Source organism: Novosphingobium soli (assembly GCF_042432915.1).
Taxonomy (GTDB): domain Bacteria; phylum Pseudomonadota; class Alphaproteobacteria; order Sphingomonadales; family Sphingomonadaceae; genus Novosphingobium; species Novosphingobium soli.
Window position 1 is genome coordinate 13,465 of the sequence record NZ_JBHLWK010000041.1, and the last position, 19,217, is coordinate 32,681.

The following is a 19,217-nucleotide window of genomic DNA, read 5'->3' on the forward strand; positions in this document are numbered from 1 at the left end:
AGGTCGGCGTAGCCGGGAAGCTGTTTCATCGCCATCCTTTTTACCAAAATGTCAATCCTGCACCACGATTTTCTGAACAATTGACGCAAATGACAATCCCTGAAAGCAATCGAGCGTGAGCCGATCCCCCTTATCGAGCATGTTTGCGCCATTTTTCACCTTGGCATGATCTTTGCTTTATCCATGGCTACGTGGAACCGCCCGCTCCAAGCCGGGAGGTCCAACGGAGGAGAGGAGAAGGCCAATATGGATGTTGCAGATCTGGTCGATACGAGCACAGGCCGCCAATCACGCTCGATCTATTCCAGCGAGCCCATCTACCGCCAGGAGCTTGAGCGCGTCTTTGGCCGATGCTGGCTGTTCCTTGCCCACACCAGCCAGATTCCGCAGCCCAACGACTTCTTCCGCACCTACATGGGCGAAGACGACGTCATCGTCATCCGGCAGAAGGACGGCTCGGTAAAGGCCTTCCTCAACACCTGCACTCACCGCGGCAACCGCATCTGCCGCGCCGATCGCGGCAATGCCCGGTCCTTCACCTGCAACTACCACGGCTGGTCGTTCGCCCCAGATGGCGCGCTGGCAGGCGTGCCGCTCGAAAACGAGGCCTATTTCGGCGAACTCGACCGCAGCAAGTTCGGGCTCGTGCCGGTGGCGCAGGTCGCCGAATACAAGGGATTGATCTTCGGCAATTTCGATCCCGCCGCGCCGTCGCTCGAAGACTATCTCGGCGACGCCAAATTCTATCTCGACGTCTGGCTCGATGCTCTGCCCGGCGGCACCTCGCTGGTTGGCGAAACCCAGAAGATGGTCTTGAACACCAACTGGAAGCTGCCGGTCGAAAATGTCTGCGGCGATGGCTATCACCTGGGCTGGGCCCATGCCGGGGCGATGATGGCGGTGCAGTCGATGGACCTGTCCGGCCTCAGCGTCGGCAATTCCAGCGCCAACCTCGAAGGCGGGCTGTCGGTAGCCGGGCTCAACGGCCACATGGCGCTGACGTTTCTCGACGGCGTGTCCGGCTATGCTTTCTACCCCGATCCGAAGCCGATGCTCGACTATCTGGAGGCCAACCGGCCGACCGCGATCGAGCGGCTCGGCAAGACCCGCGGCGAACAGCTGTGGGGCTCTCAGATCAACATCACGATCTTTCCCAACCTCCAGTTCCTGCCCGGCCTCAACTGGTTCAGGGTCTACCATCCCAAGGGACCGGGCCAGATCGAGCAATGGACCTGGGCCATGGTCGAAAACGACATGCCCGAAGAGATCAAGGCGACAATCCTCGACAACCAGTGCCTGACCTTCGGGCTGGCCGGCCTGTTCGACAACGACGATGGCGACAACCTTGCCGCCTGCACCGAACAGTCGCGCGGCTGGCGCACTTCGCAGATGGATGTCTACACCAACATGGCGCTGGGCCGCTCCGGCGCGCGCGAAGGCTTTCCGGGCGACATTGCCGCCGGCCTGGTCAGCGAACACAATCAGCGCTACTTCTACCGCCGCTGGCAAGAACACATGCAGGCCTCGAGCTGGAGCGACGTTCCCGCCTACAATCTCAATTCGCTGGCATCGCGGGAGGCCGTCGATGCTTGACGTACGCCCCCAACCCGCCCTGCATGACACGGTAACCGCCCTTACCCAGCGCCTCTTCCATGAGGCGCGGCTGCTCGACGACGAGCGCTTCGAGGAGTGGCTGGAGTTGCTGTGCGAGGACGTGTCCTACCATATGGCGCTCAAGAGCCGTCGCTTCCGGGCCGATCGTTCCGCCCCGATCGCGGTCGGCGCGGGGAATGTCTTCAACGACAATCTCGCCCGGCTGAAGCTGCGGATCGATCGCCTGCGCTCCGGCTTTGTCTGGGCTGAGGATCCGCCGAACTTCGTGCGCCGGGTGGTCTCGAACGTCGAGGTTTTGGACGCGGACGAGCCGAACGAAGCGGTGGTTCATTCGGTGGTGGTGATCCACCGGAACCGGATCGACGGGCAGACCCGGTTGCTCACCGCCGGACGCACGGATCGCTGGCGCAAGGGGGGCGAAAGCTGGCTTCTCGCTGCGCGCGAAATCGCGCTCGACCATTCGGTGCTGCCCGACAGCAACGTCAACGTATTTTTCTAGATCAATACAACGGGAGACGATGACCATGCGTTTGGAACGGATCGGCCGTGAGCCGGAATTTTCGCGTTACATGGACCTCAAGGAAGGCTGGCTCGACCGCCGCATCTTCAGCGACGCGGAAATCTACGAGGAGGAACTGTACCGCATCTTCGCGCGATCCTGGCTGTTTGTCGCCCATGAAAGCCAGCTGCCCAAGGCCGGCGATTTCCTGACCACGCACATGGGCGAGGACGCGGTGATCGTCACCCGTCAGCCCGATGGCTCGATCAAGGTCTACCTCAATTCCTGCCCGCATCGCGGCAACAAGGTCTGCTTCGCGGATGCCGGCAACACCCGCCGGTTCGTCTGCAATTATCACGGCTGGGCCTTCAACACCGCCGGAGAACTGCAGGGCATGCACGAGGAATACTGCTACGACGAAGGCGACATCGACCGCAAGAAGAACGGACTGCGGCAGGTCGCCCGGGTCGGCAGCTACAAGGGGCTGGTGTTCGCCACCTTTGCCGAGGACGGCCCCAGCCTCGACGCCTGGCTCGGCGATTTCCGCTGGTACCTCGACATGCTGCTCGACAACGAGGAAGGCGGCACCGAACTGATTGGCGGCTGCATCAAGTCGGTGATCAGCGCAAACTGGAAGTTCGGGGTCGAGAACTTCATCGGCGATGCCTACCACGCGGGCTGGACCCACGATTCGGGCTGCCGGTCGATGAACAACGGCCAGCCCTTCCCGCCGATCGACATGGATAATTCCTACCATGCCAGCGTCAATGGCCACGGCTGGGAATTCGGCACCGAGGGCGTGGGCGACCTGTTCCTGCTCGGCCGCCCCAAGGTGATGGAATATTACGAGAAGATCCGCCCGAAGATGGCCGATCGGCTGGGCACGATGCGCTCGCAGATCTTCGGCTCGGTGGCCTCCGCCTCGATTTTCCCGAACGTCTCGTTCCTGCCGGGCATTTCAACCTTCCGGCAATGGCAGCCCAAGGGTCCGATGCAGTTCGAGCTCAAAACCTGGGTGATCGTCAACAAGGCGATGCCCGACGACATCAAGGACGAAGTGACCAAGGGCGTGATGCAGACTTTCGGCCCCGGCGGTACATTCGAGATGGACGATGGCGAAAACTGGGAGAACTGCACCACGGTCAACCGCGGCGTCGTCACCCGGCACGAGAAGCTGCACTACCGCTGCGGCATTGGGCGCCAGATCGATCACGATACCCTGCCCGGAATCGTCTATCGCGGCCAGTACAACGACGCCAACCAGCGCGGCTTCTACCAGCGGTGGCTGGACATGATGGAGGCCACCGATCTCGGCGCGATGCCGCCGCGGCCCGAACCCCGCCTGACCGGGGTGGCCGAAACGCGCGACCTTCCCGGCCTGTTCGCGCTTTGAGAGGATATTTGACAATGAACCAGACCACCACTCTCGAACGCCCCCGCACTGGCGCAACCGCTTCGCTGGAATTGACCCATGCGCTGACCCAGACGCTTTATCGCGAAGCGCGCTGCCTGGACGATGAAGACTATGTCGGCTGGGTAGCAATGCTCGCTGACGACCTGCATTATCACATGCCGGGGATCGAGACCCGCTATCGCCGCGATACGACCGATCAGGTCACCGACCTGACACGGATGGCCTATTACAACGACAGCCTCGACGAGATCAAAAAACGCCTCACGCGCCTGGAAACGGGCACGGCATGGTCGGAAGATCCGGCCACGCGCTACGCCCACATCGTCACCAATGTCGAAGTGGAACACACCGACAAGGCGGATGAGTTCAGGGTGTTCTCGAACTTCTACGCCTATCGCAACCGCAACGAACGTGACGAGGATTCGCTGATCGGCAGCCGGATCGACATCTGGCGCGAGACTGGCGGTGCCTATCAGCTGGTCAAGCGCCGGATCATCCTCAAGCACAACGTGATGCTCAGCAAGAACCTGAACATCTACCTCTAGTAATTCCCGGCGCGACATCGGGTGAACCCGTCTGTCGCGCCGTTCAATCAAAAGACAATCGGACGCTCCCCGCATCCGCGGGCAGGTGCCCAAAATCGGAGAGAAGCCATGGATGCTCTGCGCTATTTTCTGGTCCCCGCCATGACCCTCACCGGCGTTGCGGGTTTCATCCTCGGCGGCCCGTTCGTCTGGCTTGGGCGGCCCGTTCGTCTGGCTTGGCATCGCCACCTTCGCGGTGCTGATGTTACTGGATATCGTCCTGCCGAGCGATCACAAGGCGCGCTCGCGCGGGATTGCACTGGTTGCCGATATCGCACGATTTACTTGCAATTCCCTTTGATGGTTGCACTCTATCTGGCGTTCGCGAATTCGGTGGCGACCGGAACCAACCCGATCTGGGGAACCGATGGTTCGGCATGGCAATTGATCGGTTCGATCGCCAGCCTGGCCTGGCTGTCGGCTGTCCCGACCCTGCCAGTGGCGCACGAGCTGATGCATCGCCGCCATTGGTTCCCACGGGCCGTGGCCAAGGGCCTGAGCGCCTTTTACGGCGATCCCAACCGTGATGTTGCTCATATTGTCACCCACCACGTCCATCTTGACACCGCGAAGGACAGCGACACCCCGCTACGCGGACAAACGATATACAGCTTCGTGTTCCAGGCGACCTGGGGTTCGTACAAGGACACTTGGGAAAAGCAGGGCGAAATCCTGTCGCGTCTCGGACATTCGCCGTGGAGCTGGCGCAATGTCATGTGGCTCCAGCTGGTGCTGGTCGGCGCGATCATCCTGGGGGTTGCCGCGGCGGCAGGGCCGATCGCCGGATTCGCTACTGTTGGCGCAATGTTCTTTGCCAAGATGTTCGTCGAAGGCTTCAATTATTTCCAGCACTATGGCCTGCTGCGCGTGGAAGGCGATCCCATCGCGAAACACCACGCCTGGAACCATCTTGGCATGATCGTGCGTCCGATAGGCGTGGAAATTACCAACCACATCAACCACCATCTCGACGGCCACATTCCCTTCTACGAACTTCAGCCCGAGCCGAAGGCGCCGCAGATGCCTTCGCTGTTCCTTTGCTTCCTGTGCGGCCTTGTCCCGCCCGTCTGGCACCGGTTCATCGCGCAGCCGAGGTTGAAGGACTGGGATCTACATTTCGCTTCGCCAAGCGAGCGCAAACTAGCGATGGCGGCGAACGCACAGACTGGTTGGCCCGCTTGGGCCACCACCGACTGACGGTTCCACCCGCATGGGGGTTTTCCTCTCCGATTGCCCCCATGTAACCTTGGCGGGTCCCTTTAACGGGGATCCCGCTTCTTTTTCACAATTTCTTCATGTCCATGCAAGGCGACCCATGCAATGTTCTCAATTCTCAAGAAGCAGCGATCAAGCAAGGTCAGTATTGCCGGAGAACCGGCAATCCTGGAGATCCCACGAGGCAAAACGCTGCTTGAAGCGATGCTGGCAGAGGGGCTGGCCATGCCGCACGACTGCAAGGTCGGTTCATGCGGCACTTGCCGGTTCAAACTGATGGACGGCAAGATCGGGGAACTGATACCACTGTGCATTGATCAGAACCTATGCGCCCATTGGCGGAGACCAATGGACATGATGCGCCAAGGCTGATCGACGAGCTTGTTCCAGGCGAAGCAGCAGTGATCGACGATGTCGTCGTAGGATGAGAAGATGCGGTTCGACAGCCAGTTGTCGCGCATAAACTGCCAGACGTTTTCGACGGGATTCAACTCGGGACATCTGGGTGGGAGCGGCAAGAGGGTGATGTTGTCGGGCACGACCAGTTCCGCTGAGCCATGCCATCCGGCTTGATCGAGCAGTAGAACGGCATGCGCTCCCGGCGCAACGTGGAAAGCGATCTCTTCGAGATGCATGCTCATGGCCTCACTGTTGCAACGGGGCATGACGATGCCGGCACCTTTGCCCTCGGCAGGACAGATCGCGCCAAAGATCCAGGCGGAAGCCCGGCGCTGGTCCTTGGGCGCAGATGGCCGGGTTCCCCGCCTTGCCCATCGACGCGTGAGCTTGGTCTGCTGGCCGATCCGAGCCTCATCTTGCCACCACAGCTCTATCGGCGTGCCTTTGGGAAGGGCCCTTCTGATTTTCGCCAGGCGGGCTGCGAATGTTTTTTAAAATCGGCGATATCATCGGACTTCTGGCCATGATGGCGGGGCCGAGCGGTGAGCTTGCGATAGCCCATCGCCCGCAACTCCCGTCCCAACGTGAAGCGCGTGACCGACAAGCCGAACTCGTCCCAAATCCATTGCGCCAGATCAACAAGCCGCCAGCGCACCACACCATGAGCCGCAGGGATCGGTCCAGCCTCAACCTGCTGCGCGAGACGGGCTCGCTGCTCGTCGTTCAGGATTGAGGCCGGGCCCGGCGCCTTGCGTGTTGCCAGCCCTTCGGGGCCGGCTTCGTTGAACCGCAGCACCCAGTCCCTCACGATCTGCAACGTCACCCCGGCCATCTTGGCCGCATCACTTCGGCTCCCGCCGTCCAGGATCACCGCCAGAGCTAGCACGCGCCGAACCTGATCGGGATCATCACATCGTCTCGAGAACCGGCGTAAATCTGCCGAATTGAAATCTGATCGAACACCTATCGCTGCCGCCATCGCAAGCCTCCTCGTGCTCGCTCCGGTGAATCAGAAAATCAGCAACTTGGGAATCCCAACCGTGAGTCAAACCCTGCGCTCATCGGTATGAGTCCTTCGGCCCTGGTTCTCGAACGCGATGCGCTTTCACAAGGGTACCGCCTGGCATGCCAGGCGATGCCGCGCTCGGACCTGGTCATCGCACTTGATGCCCCTTTATCCCGCCAGCAGGCTGTGGAAAGTTTCACTGCGACCATCGTTGCCACGTCCCGGCTTTGCCCGGACATCATCAATCTTGTCGTCAAAATCGATCGCCCGATGCAGTTCTCGCCGGGCCAATATGCCGACCTCACGGGACCGGGCATGGCCGAACCGCGCAGCTATTCCTTCGCATTCGCCCCCGAACGAGGAGAGGCACAGCGGCTCGAATTCCATGTCCGGCACGTCCCCGGCGGCCTCTTCACCGATTGGCTGTTCGGTGAAGATCGCATTGGCCAGACGCTTGATCTCTCAGGTCCCTTTGGTCAATTTCGCCTCAATGACAGCTCAGCGCCGATGCTGTGCCTGGCAGGCGGCAGCGGCCTTGCCCCGATCATGGCGATCTTGCAGCAAGCCCAGTCCATGGGTGCGAACCGTCCGGTAACCCTGCTCTACGGGGCCCGGACCCGCCAACACCTCTATTGTCTGGACGAGATCGAAGCGCTTAGCGCGGCCTGGGATGCGCCCTTCGAATTTGTTCCGGTACTTTCGGAAGAGGATGCGGGCAGCGACTGGACCGGGGGCCGAGGGTTGGTCACCGAGCCGATCGCACGGCTTCCCGGCCTGACCCGCACCGAGGCTTATTTGTGCGGACCTCCAGCCATGATCGACGCCGCCGAAGCCCAGCTTATACAACACGGCGTGTTGCCGGAAATGATCGCCGCGGATCGCTTTCTCGACAAGAGCACGATGCGCTGAACCCCGGACTTCGGATGCGGTTCGAAGATTGAACGGATCCGTTCCTGGCCTCGGTCCGATACGCCGGAACCGGACCGAGGCCGGCCCGGGCGCGCAGTGCTCAGTTGTCGACCAGAACCATCTTTCGCACCATGTCCTGAACATCCACTTTTGCCTTGTTGTCCAGCAGCACAGCAACCCGGTTGAGGGTCGCGATCACCGAGGTGTACTGGCCATGCGCGTAATAGGCATCGATCGGGTAGACGACTGTCTTGTCGACCGGCGCCCGCTGGTAGCTGAGCTGGCCGATGCCATAGATCGCAAGCCCGCCTGCTTCGGCATGCCCCATCATGCGTTCGGCCCGATCCCGAGTGATATCGCCGCCGAATTCGACCAGTTCCGGCGGAGCAATCGTTGGTCCCACATGGGTTGGCTTCCACCGCGCGGCGCCGATCACACCCGCCACGTTCAGCAGTTCCTTGAACTCGAATTTTTCGGCCATGGTTCTCGATCCTCCACATTCGGATACAGGGTGTCGTTCCTGCGGTGTTTGCCGTCTGGCCGAACCAGCGGATCAGGCGTCGGGGCGCTTGCCGATGCCGACGCCGCCGTCGCTGAGCAGAACCGTTCCGGTCATGTATGCGGAATCGCGACGCGAAGCCAAAAGCGCGTAGAGACCTGCATGATCGTCCGGCTCGGCGATCCGCGCCAGTGGCGTCATGCCCGCGATCATTCCGTCCAGGCCAGGCATCTCCTCCATCTTGGTTTCGGAAAACCCGCCAGTCTTGGTGCCGCTGAGCGGAGTTCGGGTGCCGCCCGGCGCGACGCCATTGACCCTGATATCGGGTGTCAGTTCCCAGGCCAGCTGCCGGATCAGGCCAAGCACCGCGTGCTTCGATGCGACATACAGTGTCCCGCCGCCGCCAGTGTAGTAGCTCGACGTCGAGGCAGTAAAGACGATGCTGCCTTTGGTTTTCCTCAGTTCGGGAATCGCGGCGCGCGCACCGAAGAAATACCCCTTCAGGTTGACGTCAAAGATTTCGTCGAATGTCTTTTCCAGAAGCTCGGGATCCTGCTGCTCAAGGGGCACCATGAAATCCCAGATCCCGACATTGCCGACAAAGACATCCAGCTTGCCGAATGCCCCGACTGTCTCGGCGACGGCCCGGGCATTGTCTGCAAAGGAACGGACGTCGCCCGCGACCACGGCGACCTTGTCACCGTGGCGCGAACGCACCAGCTGGGCCTGCTCGTCGTCTCGGACGAGCACACCAACCCTGGCCCCTTCTTCAATATAGCGGGCGACCACCGCCGCACCAATTCCGGTTGCGCCGCCAGTCAGCAGCGCAACCTGTCCTTCAAGCCTTGCAGACAATGCCACTCTCCTCTTCAAGCCGGTTGTGCGGGGTTGCTCGGCCTTACTGGTCGAACATCCCCACGCGACCTTCCTGCAGATTGATGACCACCGACTTCGTCTGCGTATAGTGGTGCAGCACCTCATGGCTGAATTCACGGCCGAAACCGCTCTGCTTGTATCCGCCCAGCGGCATGTTGGGCTTGAGATTGTAGTAACGGTTGACCCACACGGTTCCGGTTTCGAGCTTGCGGGCAATCCGGTGCGCGCGGGAGATGTCCCTGGTCCAGACGCCACCGGCCAGGCCATAGGTCGTATCATTCGCCAGCGCCATCATATCGTCTTCGTCGTTCCAGGTCAGCACGCTGGTGACCGGGCCGAAGATTTCCTCGCGGGCGATACGCATCGAGTTGCTGACGTTGGTGAAGACCGTTGGCTTGATGAAATGCCCGTCGGCGAGGCTTTCGTTGCGACTGCCTCCGGTGAGGACCGTGGCACCTTCCTCGGTAGCCAGCTGAAGATAGCTCTGGACCTTGTCCATCTGCATCTGCGAAGCCTGCGCACCAAGCTGGGTGGCAAAGTCCAGAGGATCGCCCTGGCGGATGCCTTCGAGGGCCACCTTGAACTTGGCGAGGAACTCGTCCTGGATCGATTGGTGCAGGAACAGCCGCGAACCGGCCAGGCAGACCTCACCCTTGTTCAGCACCGTCGACATCGTGGCGCTCTCCACTGCCGCATCGATATCGGCATCCGCGCAAACGATGTGCGCCGACTTGCCGCCCAATTCCAGAGTCTGGGGAATGATGTTCGAGGAAGCATACTGGATGATCCGGCGAGCCGTCGCCACCGAACCGGTGAACGCGACCTTGCGGACATCCTCGTGGGTCACCAGCGCTTCACCGACGTCGGCGCCGTAACCGGTCACGACGTTGATTACGCCCGGGGGCAGAAGGTCGGCCATTTCGACGAAGAATTCGATAACCGAAAGGCAGACGGTTTCCGCGGGCTTGAGCACCACCGTGTTGCCTGAAGCCAGGGCTGGCGCGATCTTGCAGGCCATCATCAGGATCGGGACGTTCCATGGAATGATCTGCGCGCAAACGCCCAGCGGCTCGCGGTGGACGATGCCGATCGCATCGGGATAGTCCAGCGTCTGGCCGTGTAGGCCATAGGCTGCGCCGGCGAACACTTCGAATTGGCTTATAGCCTGCGGCATGTCAAAGTACATCGATTCGCGGATCGGCTTGCCGTTGTTCAGAGTTTCGAGCGTTGCGTAATGTTGGTGGCGCGCCTTGAGCCGACGGGCGACCTCGATCAGGATTTCCTGGCGCTCGGCGGGCGAGCTTTCCGACCACTTCGGGAAGGCGGCCTTGGCCGCCGCGACCGCGCGCTGAATGTCCTTGGCGTTGCCCGCCTGGATCTTGGTGAGCACCGCCCCGGTCGCCGGATTGATCAGGTCGATCGTCTTGCCGCTGTCACCCGAAACCCATTCACCGCCAATGAAGTGGCCGTATTCCGGCTTGATGCCGTATTCGTTTTCCGCGCTTTTCAGTTGAGTAGCCATCTTAAAACTCCTTCCAACCTTATTCCACTGCAATGACCAGATCTTCGGCCGGGAACAGACGGCAAGCCAAGGCATAACCTGCCTGGCGATCGCTATCCGACACCTTCGCCGCACTCATCTTGCCGGTCCGGTAATCGCCTTCGACTACCCTCACCCGGCAAATTCCGCATCCGCCGCCCCGGCAACCAACCCCGATATCGCCGGCACCACAACGTTCCATTGCGAGGAGGACCCGCTCGTCCCCGCCGCAGGTGAACTCGCCGCCGCCAACCACGCGGATTTGATAGAGGCCGGTCACGGTCCTAGCCTTGTCCAGCCGCCTTCGCGGCCGCTTTGGCAGCGAAGGTCTCTCCACCCACCGCGAAATGGCCCGGCGGCATCTCGCGCAGGATGATGCGAACCGATTCGCGCGGCGCACCGATCGCTTCGATGGCGGCAGCGGTCAAAGCCTGGATCAACCGCTCCTTGTCGTCGGGAGTCCTCCCTTCGAGCAAGTTGACCTCGATGATCGGCATTCAGGCCTCCACCTGGAACATGACCGAACCCAGCCCCTGGACGGTCGTGCGCACCGTTTGACCAGGTGCCAGATTGGGCGCGGCGGTGATCCCGCCCGCCATCACGATGTCCCCGACCGAAATCTCCTCACCAGCTTCGGCAACAAGCCTGGCTGCCGCGACCAGCGAGCGTAGTGGGTGGCCGAGAATCGCGGCGGTCGAGCCGATTTGCTTCACTTCCCCGTCGATTTCGAGGTACACGCCGAGGTTCGAGAAATCCATTGCTGGATCGTTCCAGGAGCCGATCACCAGCCCGGACGACGAGGTGTTGTCGGCGATGACATCGGACAACGCGAACTTGAAGTTCTCATAGCGGCTGTCGATGATTTCCATGGCCGGGGCAATCGCCTCGACCGCCGCCAGCGCGGCCGCCGCCGTCACCTTACCGGCCAGCGGCGCCTTCATCAAAAAGGCGACTTCCGGCTCGACCCGCGGATGGACAAAACGCGCCCGCGACATGGCCGTGCCCTCCTCGATCAGCATGGCATCGGTCAATCGCCCCCAGGCGACCTCGTCGACCCCGACCTGCAGCATCTTGGCGCGGCTCGTCAGCCCCATCTTGACCCCGATGCGGCGTTCGCCCCGCGCCAGCCGCCGATCGACCGACAGCTGCTGGACCCGGTAGGCATCCGCGACGCTCAGGTCGGGATCGGTATGGGTGAGCTGCGGTGTGGCACGCGCGTGCAAAGCGGCGCTGTCGAGGATTTCGGCGTATCGCTCAAGTTTGTCCATTGCCTTGGGCCTATGCTGCACGTGCGGAAACAAGATCGAGCGCGACATCGACGATCATGTCTTCCTGCCCCCCGACCATCCGGCGCTTGCCCAGTTCGATCAGGATTTCGCGCGTATCCAGCCCATACTGTTCGGCGGCCTTTTCCGCGTGACGCAGGAAGCTCGAATAGACCCCGGCATAGCCCAGGCTCAGCGTTTCGCGATCCACGCGCACCGGGCGGTCCTGCAACGGACGGATGATGTCCTCTGCCGCGTCCATCAGGGCCATCACGTCGCAGCCATGGTTCCACCCCTTGCGGTCGGCAGCGGCGACGAACACCTCGAGCGGGGCGTTGCCAGCCCCTGCCCCCATTCCGGCTAGGCTCGCGTCGATCCGCACCGCGCCTTCCTGGGCAGCGACGATGGAATTGGCGACACCGAGCGAAAGGTTGTGGTGGGCGTGGATCCCGCGTTGGGTTTCCGGCTTGAGGACGCGGTCATAGGCCCGCAGGCGATCGCGCACCCCGTCCATGTCGAGCGCGCCGCCGCTGTCGGTCACATAGACGCAATGCGCCCCATAGCTTTCCATCAGCAGGGCCTGCTGCGCCAGCGCCTCGGCATCGATCATGTGGCTCATCATCAGGAAACCCGAGACATCCATGCCGAGGTCGCGGGCAATGCCGATGTGCTGCTTGGCGACGTCGGCCTCGGTGCAATGGGTCGCCACCCGCACCGAGCGCACGCCGAGCGCATAGGCGCGGCGGAGTTCCTCGACCGTGCCGATACCCGGCACCAGCAATGTGGTCAGCACGGCGTTCTTGATCACATCGGCGGCGGCCTCGATCCACTCCCAGTCGGTATGCGCACCGAACCCGTAGTTGAACGACGTGCCGTTGAGGCCATCGCCGTGCGACACCTCGATCGCATCGACGCCGGCATCGTCCAGCGCCTTGGCAATGGTGCGGACACTTTCGGTGCCGTACATGTGAAGAATGGCATGCATGCCGTCACGCAGGGTGACGTCCTGGATGTAGAGCTTTCCGGTTTCGGGATTGAAGGTCATGCTGCCACCTTTTCAAGGCGTTGTTGGGCCAGACGCTCACCCGCTGCCTTGGCGGCGGCGGTCATGATGTCGAGGTTGCCGGAATATTTCGGAAGATAGTCGCCAGCGCCCTCGACCTCGAGGAACACGCTGGTCTTCAGGCCGACGAATTCGCCGTATCCGGGGATCTTCAGCGGCCGGTTCGAGCCGAACCGTTCGAACTGCACTTCCTGCTTGAGGCGATAGCCGGGCACATAGGCTTGCACGGTTTCGACCATTTCCTTGACCGAGGCGCGGATGGCGTCCTCGTCCACCTGATCGGTCAGCGTGAAGATCGTGTCACGCATGATCATCGGCGGTTCGGCGGGATTGAGGATGATGATCGCCCGGCCGCGGCCGGCACCGCCCACTATCTCGATCGCCTGCGCGGTGGTCCGGGTGAATTCGTCGATGTTCGCGCGGGTGCCGGGCCCGGCAGAACGCGAGGACACCGACGCGACGATTTCGGCGTAGTGGACCGGGGTCACCCGCGAAACCGCGGCGACAATGGGAATGGTCGCCTGGCCGCCGCAGGTGACCATGTTGACATTGCGGATTTCGCTGTCGAGCACTCCGCCGACCGGCGGAACAAAAAACGGCCCGATCGCGGCAGGGGTCAGGTCTACAACCAGCTTGCCGTCGGCTTGCAGGGCCGCATCGTGTTCCTTGTGGGCGTAGGCCGAAGTCGCATCGAACGCGATGCCAATCTCGGGGTAGGCCGGCAGCTTGCGCAGCCCTTCAATACCCTCATGGGTTGTCGCCACGCCGCGTTCGCGGGCCATGGCGAGGCCTTCCGAGGCCGGGTCGATCCCGACCACCGCCGCCAGTTCAAGGGTATCGGACCCCTTGAGCAGCTTGATCATCAAATCGGTACCAATATTTCCGGAGCCGATGATGGCGCATTTCATCTTGGTCATTCTTCGATCTCTCCGTTCATCTGCGTCAGCCGGCCTCGGCAGCGAAAGCCGCCCGCACCGTTCCGACGCCATTGATTCTCGCTTCCACGACATCGCCGCGCGCGATCCCGGCCATGGGCCCGAGCGCGCCGGACAGGATCACGTCGCCTTCAAGCAGCGGGCGTCCGACCCGGGCCATGACCCGCGCCAGCCACAGCGATGCGGTGATCGGGCTGCCGAGGCAGGCAATCCCCGCCCCTACGGAGATCGGCTCGCCCTTTGCCTCCATCACCATGCCGCATTCGCGCAGGTCGAGCGCTTCGAGCTTGCGCGGCACCGCCCCCAGCACGAACAACCCGCTCGAGGCGTTGTCGGCGACGGTGTCCCAGATGCGGATGTCCCAGTTGGCAACACGGCTATCGACGATCTCGATCGCGGGTACGACATATTCGACCGCGCGGATCATCTCGGCCGTGGTGAGATCGGGATAGAGCAGGTCCCGGCCGACCACGATCGCGATTTCGGCCTCGACCTTGGGCTGGATGACCTGATCGAGCGAGATCGGAATTCCCTCGGGCACGTCCATATCGGAAAACAGCATGCCGTAATCGGGCTGATCGACGCCAAGCTGGCGCTGCACCGCCAGCGAGGTCAGGCCGATCTTGCGGCCGACAAGGCGCCGTCCGCTGTCAAGGGCGTGCCGGGTGTTGATTTCCTGCACGGCGTAGGCGGCATCCACCCCGCCGGCCGAAATGACATCGCGAATCGGCGCCACCGGCTTGCCGCTGGCAGCCGCGCCCCTCAATTGCTCGGCCGCCTGCTGGATGGCCGTGGGATCGATAGTGGTTTCAGTCGTCATGGTCTCAGAGCTTCACGCAGATGTTTTCGGTTTCGGTGTAGAATTCGAGACTGTGCACGCCGCCTTCGCGGCCGATCCCGGAATGTCCCGAACCGCCGAATGCGGTGCGCAAATCCCGCAGGAACCAGCAATTGACCCAGCAGACGCCAACCTGCATCGAGGCGGCCACGCGGTGCGCCCGCGAGAGGTTTTCGGTCCAGATCGTCGCGCACAGCCCATAGTCGGTATCGTTGGCTAGGCCGATCACCTCGTCTTCGCTATCGAAGGGAATGACCCCGCAGCACGGCCCGAAGATTTCTTCGCGCATCACCGAACTGTCGTGCGCCAGGCCTGTCCACAACGTCGGCTCGACATAGAAGCCGCCCGTTTCGTCCCCCGAAAGCGCGGGAACCCCGCCCCCGGTGACGACAGTGGCGCCTTCGGCCACCGCGCGCGCATAGTATCCCAGCACCTTTTCCTGATGCTCCGCACTGATCAGCGGGCCAAGGTAGGCGGGATCGCCGGTTGCACCTGGTTTGAACGCCTTGGCCGCCACCGTCATCCGCTTCACGAATTCGTCGAAAACCGGCCGTTCGACATAGACCCGCTCGGTCCCGAGGCAGACCTGCCCGGTGTTGAGAAATACCGAACGCGACAATCCTTCGACCACCTTGTCGAGATCGGCGTCGGCAAACACCACGGCTGGATTCTTGCCGCCCAGCTCGAACGAAATGTCGCGCACCCCGACCGCGGCCTTCTGCATGATCGCCTGGCCGGTGCCGGTTTCGCCGGTAAAGGTGATTGCATCGATGTCGGGGTTCGAGGTCAGAAATTCACCGGCCGAACCCGCCCCGAAACCGTGCACCACGTTGTAGACCCCTTCGGGCATCCCGACCGCGTTCATGACCTCACCCAGCAGCGCCGCGGTCCGCGGCGTCTCTTCGGATGGCTTGACCACAACCGTGTTGCCGCAAGCCAGGGCAGGTCCAACCTTCCAGGTCATCAGCAGCAGGGGAAAGTTCCACGGGCAGATCACCGCGATCACACCCTTGGGCTTGCGCACCACGTAGTTGAGCGCCTGCCCGCCATCGGGCGTTGCCGTTGCAAAGGATTCGGTCGGGGTAGTGGAGATGACGTCGGCAAACATCCGGAAGTTCGCGGCACCGCGCGGAATGTCGATATGCGAGGCGACATGGCGCGGCTTGCCGGTATCCGCCACTTCGGCTGCGAGGAAATCGTCCGCGCGGCGCTCGATCTCGGTGGCGACCGCGGAGATGAGCTTGACCCGTTCCGCCGTGGTCATCTTGCCCCAGGGGCCGTTGAGCGCCGCCTTGGCCGCGGCAACCGCATCGGCCACATCGGCCTCGCTCGCCTCGTGGACAGTACCGATCCGAAGGCCGGTCGCAGGAGCGAAATTGTCGAAGGTCTTGCCGGTGCTTCCACGGCGATAATCGCCCCCGATGAAATTCAGGATGGTGTCGGTAACAGCCGGGATATTCTCATGTGCCATGGGCTCTTCAATTCTCCGTAGCGTCTTGTTTCAGTGCCGCGATGGCCGGACACTCAATATTGCGTCGCCCCGATCGAGATGAGGGCTGCGTTTGCGCACTGCGTATCCTGTTCTTCGGTTCCGCCCGACACTCCGATCGCGCCGACGATTTCGCCGGCGATCGCGATCGGCAGTCCGCCGCCGAACATAGCGATTCCGGGCTTCGCGGCGATACCTCCGCTTAGCGCGGGATTGCCTGCGACCATCTTGTAGACGTCCGGCGACGGAACCTTGAAGCTGGCAGCGGTATAGGCCTTGTCCTGCGCGATCTGAGAGGAGGGAAACGGGGCCCCGGTGGCGCGCAACAGGGCGACCAGTTCCCCGGTGGCGCCAACCACTGCGGCGACGAGGGGACAGCCCGCCTCGCCGCCTTTCGCCACCGCGACCTGCACCGCCTTGGCGGCAAGATCGTGTCCCACCGACCGGATTGTCGCCACTCCGTTCATGCTCAGGTGTTCACCGTCATGAAGCGGTCGTTGAGCGCCTTCTCGTAATAGAAGATCGCCTTGCCGGCATTCTCGGCCTGCCACATCCGGCGCGGATTGTCGGGATAGTAGGTGTAGCCGCCGCTGAACGTCTCGTTCCGGTTGCCCGAGGGGTCGAAGAAGTAGATCGTCTGCCCGCGTGTGATCCCATGGCGGGTCGGGCCGATATCCAGCGAAATGTCGTAGCGGCTGATGATATCCGCTGCATGGCCAACATCGTGCCAGGAATCGAGAAAAAACGAGGTGTGGTGAATCCGACCGTCCTCTGGATAGCCGAGGAACGCCACGTCATGGGCCTTGTTGCTGCATGACAGGAAAATGCCCATGCGTACACCCGAAGTCTCGTCCACCAATTCCTCGGCCACCGAAAAATCGAGAGCCTCGACAAAAATCTTTGCGCTCGCCGAAATATCGACACCATTGAGGGCGCAGTGATCGAACCTGGTCGCGCGCATACCGCGCGGTTCGGCGATCCAGACGTCCGGATTGCGCACGGCCGGACCGCTCTCGGACAGCTCCATCTCGGCATAGAGATCGAACACGTGGGAGGTTGGCGTATTGAAGCGGATCTTGCGGCCAACACCAGGATCCTCTCCGGCCGCAATCACGTCGACATGAACCCCGATGTCGAGCAGCCGTTCGGCAAAGTGGTCGAGATCGGCATCCCTGGCGACCTTGAAGGCCATCCGGTCGAGCCCGGCAGAATCGGCTTCGCGCAAAATGATGCTGTGGCGATCGAACTCGTCGAAGGCCTGGAAGAAAGCCCTGCCTCCCTCGACGCTCACCAGGTTGAGGCCGATACGGTCACGATAGTGCTGGATCGCTTCATCCAGATCGAGGACGCGCAACTGGACATAGCCAGGGCGAAGTACACCGGTCAGTGCCATTTCAGTTCTCCTTGTCCCTTCAGGCCTTGAGGCCGTTCTCGAAAAATTCGGCCACCATGCGGTTGAAGCTCGTCATCCGTTCGATCTGAACCCAGTGGCCGCATTCCGCGAACACGTGCAGGTCGGCGCGCGGCAACAGGCTGGCCAGGCGAACGGTCGATTCCAGCGGAATCACCTGGTCGAACAGGCCATGCAGGATGAGCGTTTCGTGCTTTAGCGCCGCCACGTCTTCCTCGCGGCTTGCCAGCATCGCGATGTTGCGCTGCCGGTCAGCCCCGCCGAACGTCGCGTGATACGGCTCATGCGCTTCGGGACGCGCACTCGCTTCATAGCGCGACTGGACCAGGTCTTCGGTCAGCCGGCTGTGATCCCAGGCGAGGTACTTGAGCGAGGTGCGCATTTCCTCTAGCGAAGGCTGATAGCCCCAGACCAGGTCGAGCGCAGGCGTGATCGGGAAATCGAGCCCGGCCGGACCCATCAGCACCGCCCTTTCGACTCGATCGGGATGCGCGATCATGAACGCCAGGGTTATGCCGCCGCCGAAGGAATTGCCGACCATCGAGACCTTGTCGATCCCGAGGCCATCCAGCAGGGATGCGACCTGATCGACCCACACCCGCTTATCTTCGATCCGCCCCTTCGAATCCGAATAGCCAAACCCGAACATGTCGGGCGCGATGACGCGGAAGCGCTTCGCTAGCTCGGGCATGTTGAGCCGCCAATTGGCCCATGCAGTCACCCCGGGTCCCGATCCGTGAATCAGCAGGACCGGTGCGCCATCGCCCACATCGTGGTAGTTCGTGACGCTGCCATCAACCGTGATGGACTTGCCAATCTCCGGGCGTGCGATGTCGTTGGCTACGGCAGTCATGGCTCTCCCAATCGATTTTCAACTGTTTTTTTGACGCTAGCATTGCCTGTGTTCGCGCCAGGTCATGCACACAGCTTTCGCGTCCATCCAATTTCTCGTTACTATTGCACTAAATAGAACGCATTTGCAAATGGAGAATGATTCAGCTCCATCGCATAATGCCGGAAGTCGGACTGTCCGGCTCACGCCAAGCCTTCGGCCTTGAGCGCGGCACCCACGGCGGCACGCTGCGCGATCTTGCCGGCATAGGCGCCGAGCGAGGGGTAGGCGGCCATGTCGATACCGACATAGGCTGGCCAACCCAGCATCACGAACAGATAGATGTCGGCAACACTGAAAGCATTGCCGGCATAGTGGTCCCGCCCGGCCAATTCCTTGTCGAGCGCGGCGAGGTGGTTCTTGACCGATTCCGCGGCCGCCGCCTTCGCTTCGTCGGAAGTGCCGGGGGCGAACAGCGGAACGAATGCCTTGTGGAATTCGGAACCGAGGAAGCTGAGACGGCTCAGCAGTCGGTAACGATCGAGGCTGCCTTCGGCCGGCGCCAGGCCAGACGCGGGGTTCTGGTCGGCAATGTACAGCAGGATGGCGGGGTTCTCGGTCAGGGTCTCGCCGCTGTCCAGGGTGAGGGCCGGGACCTTGCCGGACGGATTGACGGTGAGGAAATCCTCGCCCGCCTCGGTCTTGCGCAGGGCCAGATCGACCTTGACGGCTTCGAAATCGGCTCCGGTTTCGCGCAGGGCAATGTGCGGGGCGAGGGAACATGCGCCGGGGCTGATGAACAGTTTCATGGTATTTCTCCTCTAGATTT

At 62.1% G+C, this 19,217-nt stretch carries 22 protein-coding genes; 7 read left to right on the plus strand and 15 right to left on the minus strand.

Annotation, left to right across the window (positions count from 1 at the left end):
* Window positions 1–246 precede the first annotated feature (246 nt).
* From ACFFJC_RS20840 to ACFFJC_RS20865, 6 genes are all read left to right on the plus strand, one after another.
* Window positions 247–1,593 (plus strand): aromatic ring-hydroxylating dioxygenase subunit alpha, encoded by a 1,347-nt coding sequence (locus ACFFJC_RS20840; RefSeq protein WP_037508659.1) that lies wholly within the window; start codon window positions 247–249, stop codon window positions 1,591–1,593.
* Entirely contained in the window at window positions 1,586–2,113 is a 528-nt protein-coding gene (locus tag ACFFJC_RS20845) for an aromatic-ring-hydroxylating dioxygenase subunit beta (RefSeq protein ID WP_025548211.1), read from the plus strand. The genes ACFFJC_RS20840 and ACFFJC_RS20845 overlap by 8 nt, the downstream gene beginning before the upstream one ends.
* A 19-nt stretch (window positions 2,114–2,132) precedes the next feature.
* Window positions 2,133–3,506: an aromatic ring-hydroxylating oxygenase subunit alpha gene (locus ACFFJC_RS20850; RefSeq protein ID WP_240511586.1), complete on the plus strand. Its 1,374-nt coding sequence runs from the start codon at window positions 2,133–2,135 to the stop codon at window positions 3,504–3,506.
* Between the two features lie 14 nt (window positions 3,507–3,520).
* Window positions 3,521–4,072 (plus strand): 3-phenylpropionate/cinnamic acid dioxygenase subunit beta, encoded by a 552-nt coding sequence (locus ACFFJC_RS20855; protein WP_037508662.1) that lies wholly within the window; start codon window positions 3,521–3,523, stop codon window positions 4,070–4,072.
* A gap of 108 nt (window positions 4,073–4,180) precedes the next feature.
* Window positions 4,181–5,308, plus strand: a complete 1,128-nt coding sequence (locus ACFFJC_RS20860) for an alkane 1-monooxygenase (protein ID WP_379489226.1) — start codon at window positions 4,181–4,183, stop codon at window positions 5,306–5,308.
* Between the two features lie 123 nt (window positions 5,309–5,431).
* Window positions 5,432–5,698, plus strand: a complete 267-nt coding sequence (locus tag ACFFJC_RS20865; protein ID WP_379489227.1) for a 2Fe-2S iron-sulfur cluster-binding protein — start codon at window positions 5,432–5,434, stop codon at window positions 5,696–5,698.
* On the opposite strand, the gene ACFFJC_RS20870 is transcribed toward ACFFJC_RS20865, so the two are convergent.
* A protein-coding gene (locus ACFFJC_RS20870; RefSeq protein WP_143840503.1) for an IS630 family transposase occupies window positions 5,644–6,704 on the minus strand; the annotation gives its coding sequence in 2 pieces (ribosomal slippage) (window positions 5,644–6,212 and window positions 6,212–6,704; 1,062 coding nt in all). The genes ACFFJC_RS20865 and ACFFJC_RS20870 overlap by 55 nt on opposite strands.
* An 87-nt stretch (window positions 6,705–6,791) precedes the next feature.
* On the opposite strand from ACFFJC_RS20870, the gene ACFFJC_RS20875 reads away from it, so the two are divergent.
* Window positions 6,792–7,640: an FAD-binding oxidoreductase gene (locus tag ACFFJC_RS20875; RefSeq protein ID WP_379489228.1), complete on the plus strand. Its 849-nt coding sequence runs from the start codon at window positions 6,792–6,794 to the stop codon at window positions 7,638–7,640.
* Between the two features lie 100 nt (window positions 7,641–7,740).
* On the opposite strand, the gene ACFFJC_RS20880 is transcribed toward ACFFJC_RS20875, so the two are convergent.
* From ACFFJC_RS20880 to gstA, 14 genes are all read right to left on the minus strand, one after another.
* Window positions 7,741–8,121, minus strand: coding sequence for a hypothetical protein (locus ACFFJC_RS20880; RefSeq protein ID WP_025548202.1), 381 nt, complete (start codon window positions 8,119–8,121; stop codon window positions 7,741–7,743).
* Window positions 8,122–8,193: 72 nt separating this feature from the next.
* Window positions 8,194–9,000: a 3-(cis-5,6-dihydroxycyclohexa-1,3-dien-1-yl)propanoate dehydrogenase gene (gene hcaB, locus ACFFJC_RS20885; RefSeq protein ID WP_229742712.1), complete on the minus strand. Its 807-nt coding sequence runs from the start codon at window positions 8,998–9,000 to the stop codon at window positions 8,194–8,196.
* Between the two features lie 37 nt (window positions 9,001–9,037).
* Window positions 9,038–10,537 carry an aldehyde dehydrogenase family protein gene (locus ACFFJC_RS20890; RefSeq protein WP_025548198.1) on the minus strand — a complete coding sequence of 500 codons (1,500 nt, stop codon included), beginning with the start codon at window positions 10,535–10,537 and terminating at the stop codon, window positions 9,038–9,040.
* Window positions 10,538–10,556: 19 nt separating this feature from the next.
* Window positions 10,557–10,835, minus strand: coding sequence for a 2Fe-2S iron-sulfur cluster-binding protein (locus ACFFJC_RS20895; RefSeq protein WP_025548196.1), 279 nt, complete (start codon window positions 10,833–10,835; stop codon window positions 10,557–10,559).
* A gap of 4 nt (window positions 10,836–10,839) precedes the next feature.
* Window positions 10,840–11,052 (minus strand): 2-hydroxymuconate tautomerase, encoded by a 213-nt coding sequence (gene thmT, locus ACFFJC_RS20900; RefSeq protein ID WP_037508667.1) that lies wholly within the window; start codon window positions 11,050–11,052, stop codon window positions 10,840–10,842.
* Window positions 11,053–11,823 (minus strand): 2-keto-4-pentenoate hydratase, encoded by a 771-nt coding sequence (locus ACFFJC_RS20905; RefSeq protein ID WP_037508671.1) that lies wholly within the window; start codon window positions 11,821–11,823, stop codon window positions 11,053–11,055.
* Between the two features lie 10 nt (window positions 11,824–11,833).
* The gene (dmpG, locus tag ACFFJC_RS20910) at window positions 11,834–12,865 is read right to left on the minus strand and encodes a 4-hydroxy-2-oxovalerate aldolase (RefSeq protein WP_037508674.1); all 1,032 of its coding nucleotides are present in this window, start codon (window positions 12,863–12,865) and stop codon (window positions 11,834–11,836) included.
* Window positions 12,862–13,800, minus strand: a complete 939-nt coding sequence (locus ACFFJC_RS20915) for an acetaldehyde dehydrogenase (acetylating) (protein WP_037508677.1) — start codon at window positions 13,798–13,800, stop codon at window positions 12,862–12,864. Before ACFFJC_RS20915 ends, dmpG begins: the two co-directional genes overlap by 4 nt.
* A gap of 25 nt (window positions 13,801–13,825) precedes the next feature.
* Window positions 13,826–14,638, minus strand: coding sequence for a 2-keto-4-pentenoate hydratase (locus ACFFJC_RS20920; protein ID WP_037508679.1), 813 nt, complete (start codon window positions 14,636–14,638; stop codon window positions 13,826–13,828).
* A 4-nt stretch (window positions 14,639–14,642) separates the two neighbouring features.
* On the minus strand, window positions 14,643–16,127 hold the full coding sequence (locus ACFFJC_RS20925; protein WP_037508681.1) for a 2-hydroxymuconic semialdehyde dehydrogenase: 1,485 nt from the start codon (window positions 16,125–16,127) through the stop codon (window positions 14,643–14,645).
* A 53-nt stretch (window positions 16,128–16,180) separates the two neighbouring features.
* Window positions 16,181–16,612: a GlcG/HbpS family heme-binding protein gene (locus ACFFJC_RS20930; protein ID WP_037508687.1), complete on the minus strand. Its 432-nt coding sequence runs from the start codon at window positions 16,610–16,612 to the stop codon at window positions 16,181–16,183.
* Between the two features lie 2 nt (window positions 16,613–16,614).
* Window positions 16,615–17,538 carry a catechol 2,3-dioxygenase gene (locus ACFFJC_RS20935; RefSeq protein WP_037508695.1) on the minus strand — a complete coding sequence of 308 codons (924 nt, stop codon included), beginning with the start codon at window positions 17,536–17,538 and terminating at the stop codon, window positions 16,615–16,617.
* A gap of 19 nt (window positions 17,539–17,557) precedes the next feature.
* Window positions 17,558–18,409: an alpha/beta fold hydrolase gene (locus tag ACFFJC_RS20940; RefSeq protein ID WP_025548183.1), complete on the minus strand. Its 852-nt coding sequence runs from the start codon at window positions 18,407–18,409 to the stop codon at window positions 17,558–17,560.
* 182 nt (window positions 18,410–18,591) lie between these two features.
* The gene (gene gstA, locus ACFFJC_RS20945; protein ID WP_037508698.1) at window positions 18,592–19,197 is read right to left on the minus strand and encodes a glutathione transferase GstA; all 606 of its coding nucleotides are present in this window, start codon (window positions 19,195–19,197) and stop codon (window positions 18,592–18,594) included.
* Window positions 19,198–19,217 lie beyond the last annotated feature (20 nt).

Coding starts and splice junctions, on each gene's coding strand:
- ACFFJC_RS20840 (WP_037508659.1), top strand. CDS start 247: ATGGATGTTGCAGATCTGGTCGATACGAGCACAGGCCGCCAATCACGC.
- ACFFJC_RS20845 (WP_025548211.1), top strand. CDS start 1,586: ATGCTTGACGTACGCCCCCAACCCGCCCTGCATGACACGGTAACCGCC.
- ACFFJC_RS20850 (WP_240511586.1), top strand. CDS start 2,133: ATGACCATGCGTTTGGAACGGATCGGCCGTGAGCCGGAATTTTCGCGT.
- ACFFJC_RS20855 (WP_037508662.1), top strand. CDS start 3,521: ATGAACCAGACCACCACTCTCGAACGCCCCCGCACTGGCGCAACCGCT.
- ACFFJC_RS20860 (WP_379489226.1), top strand. CDS start 4,181: ATGGATGCTCTGCGCTATTTTCTGGTCCCCGCCATGACCCTCACCGGC.
- ACFFJC_RS20865 (WP_379489227.1), top strand. CDS start 5,432: ATGTTCTCAATTCTCAAGAAGCAGCGATCAAGCAAGGTCAGTATTGCC.
- ACFFJC_RS20875 (WP_379489228.1), top strand. CDS start 6,792: ATGAGTCCTTCGGCCCTGGTTCTCGAACGCGATGCGCTTTCACAAGGG.
- ACFFJC_RS20880 (WP_025548202.1), bottom strand. CDS start 8,121: ATGGCCGAAAAATTCGAGTTCAAGGAACTGCTGAACGTGGCGGGTGTG.
- ACFFJC_RS20890 (WP_025548198.1), bottom strand. CDS start 10,537: ATGGCTACTCAACTGAAAAGCGCGGAAAACGAATACGGCATCAAGCCG.
- thmT (WP_037508667.1), bottom strand. CDS start 11,052: ATGCCGATCATCGAGGTCAACTTGCTCGAAGGGAGGACTCCCGACGAC.
- ACFFJC_RS20905 (WP_037508671.1), bottom strand. CDS start 11,823: ATGGACAAACTTGAGCGATACGCCGAAATCCTCGACAGCGCCGCTTTG.
- dmpG (WP_037508674.1), bottom strand. CDS start 12,865: ATGACCTTCAATCCCGAAACCGGAAAGCTCTACATCCAGGACGTCACC.
- ACFFJC_RS20915 (WP_037508677.1), bottom strand. CDS start 13,800: ATGACCAAGATGAAATGCGCCATCATCGGCTCCGGAAATATTGGTACC.
- ACFFJC_RS20920 (WP_037508679.1), bottom strand. CDS start 14,638: ATGACGACTGAAACCACTATCGATCCCACGGCCATCCAGCAGGCGGCC.
- ACFFJC_RS20925 (WP_037508681.1), bottom strand. CDS start 16,127: ATGGCACATGAGAATATCCCGGCTGTTACCGACACCATCCTGAATTTC.
- ACFFJC_RS20930 (WP_037508687.1), bottom strand. CDS start 16,612: ATGAACGGAGTGGCGACAATCCGGTCGGTGGGACACGATCTTGCCGCC.
- ACFFJC_RS20935 (WP_037508695.1), bottom strand. CDS start 17,538: ATGGCACTGACCGGTGTACTTCGCCCTGGCTATGTCCAGTTGCGCGTC.
- ACFFJC_RS20940 (WP_025548183.1), bottom strand. CDS start 18,409: ATGACTGCCGTAGCCAACGACATCGCACGCCCGGAGATTGGCAAGTCC.
- gstA (WP_037508698.1), bottom strand. CDS start 19,197: ATGAAACTGTTCATCAGCCCCGGCGCATGTTCCCTCGCCCCGCACATT.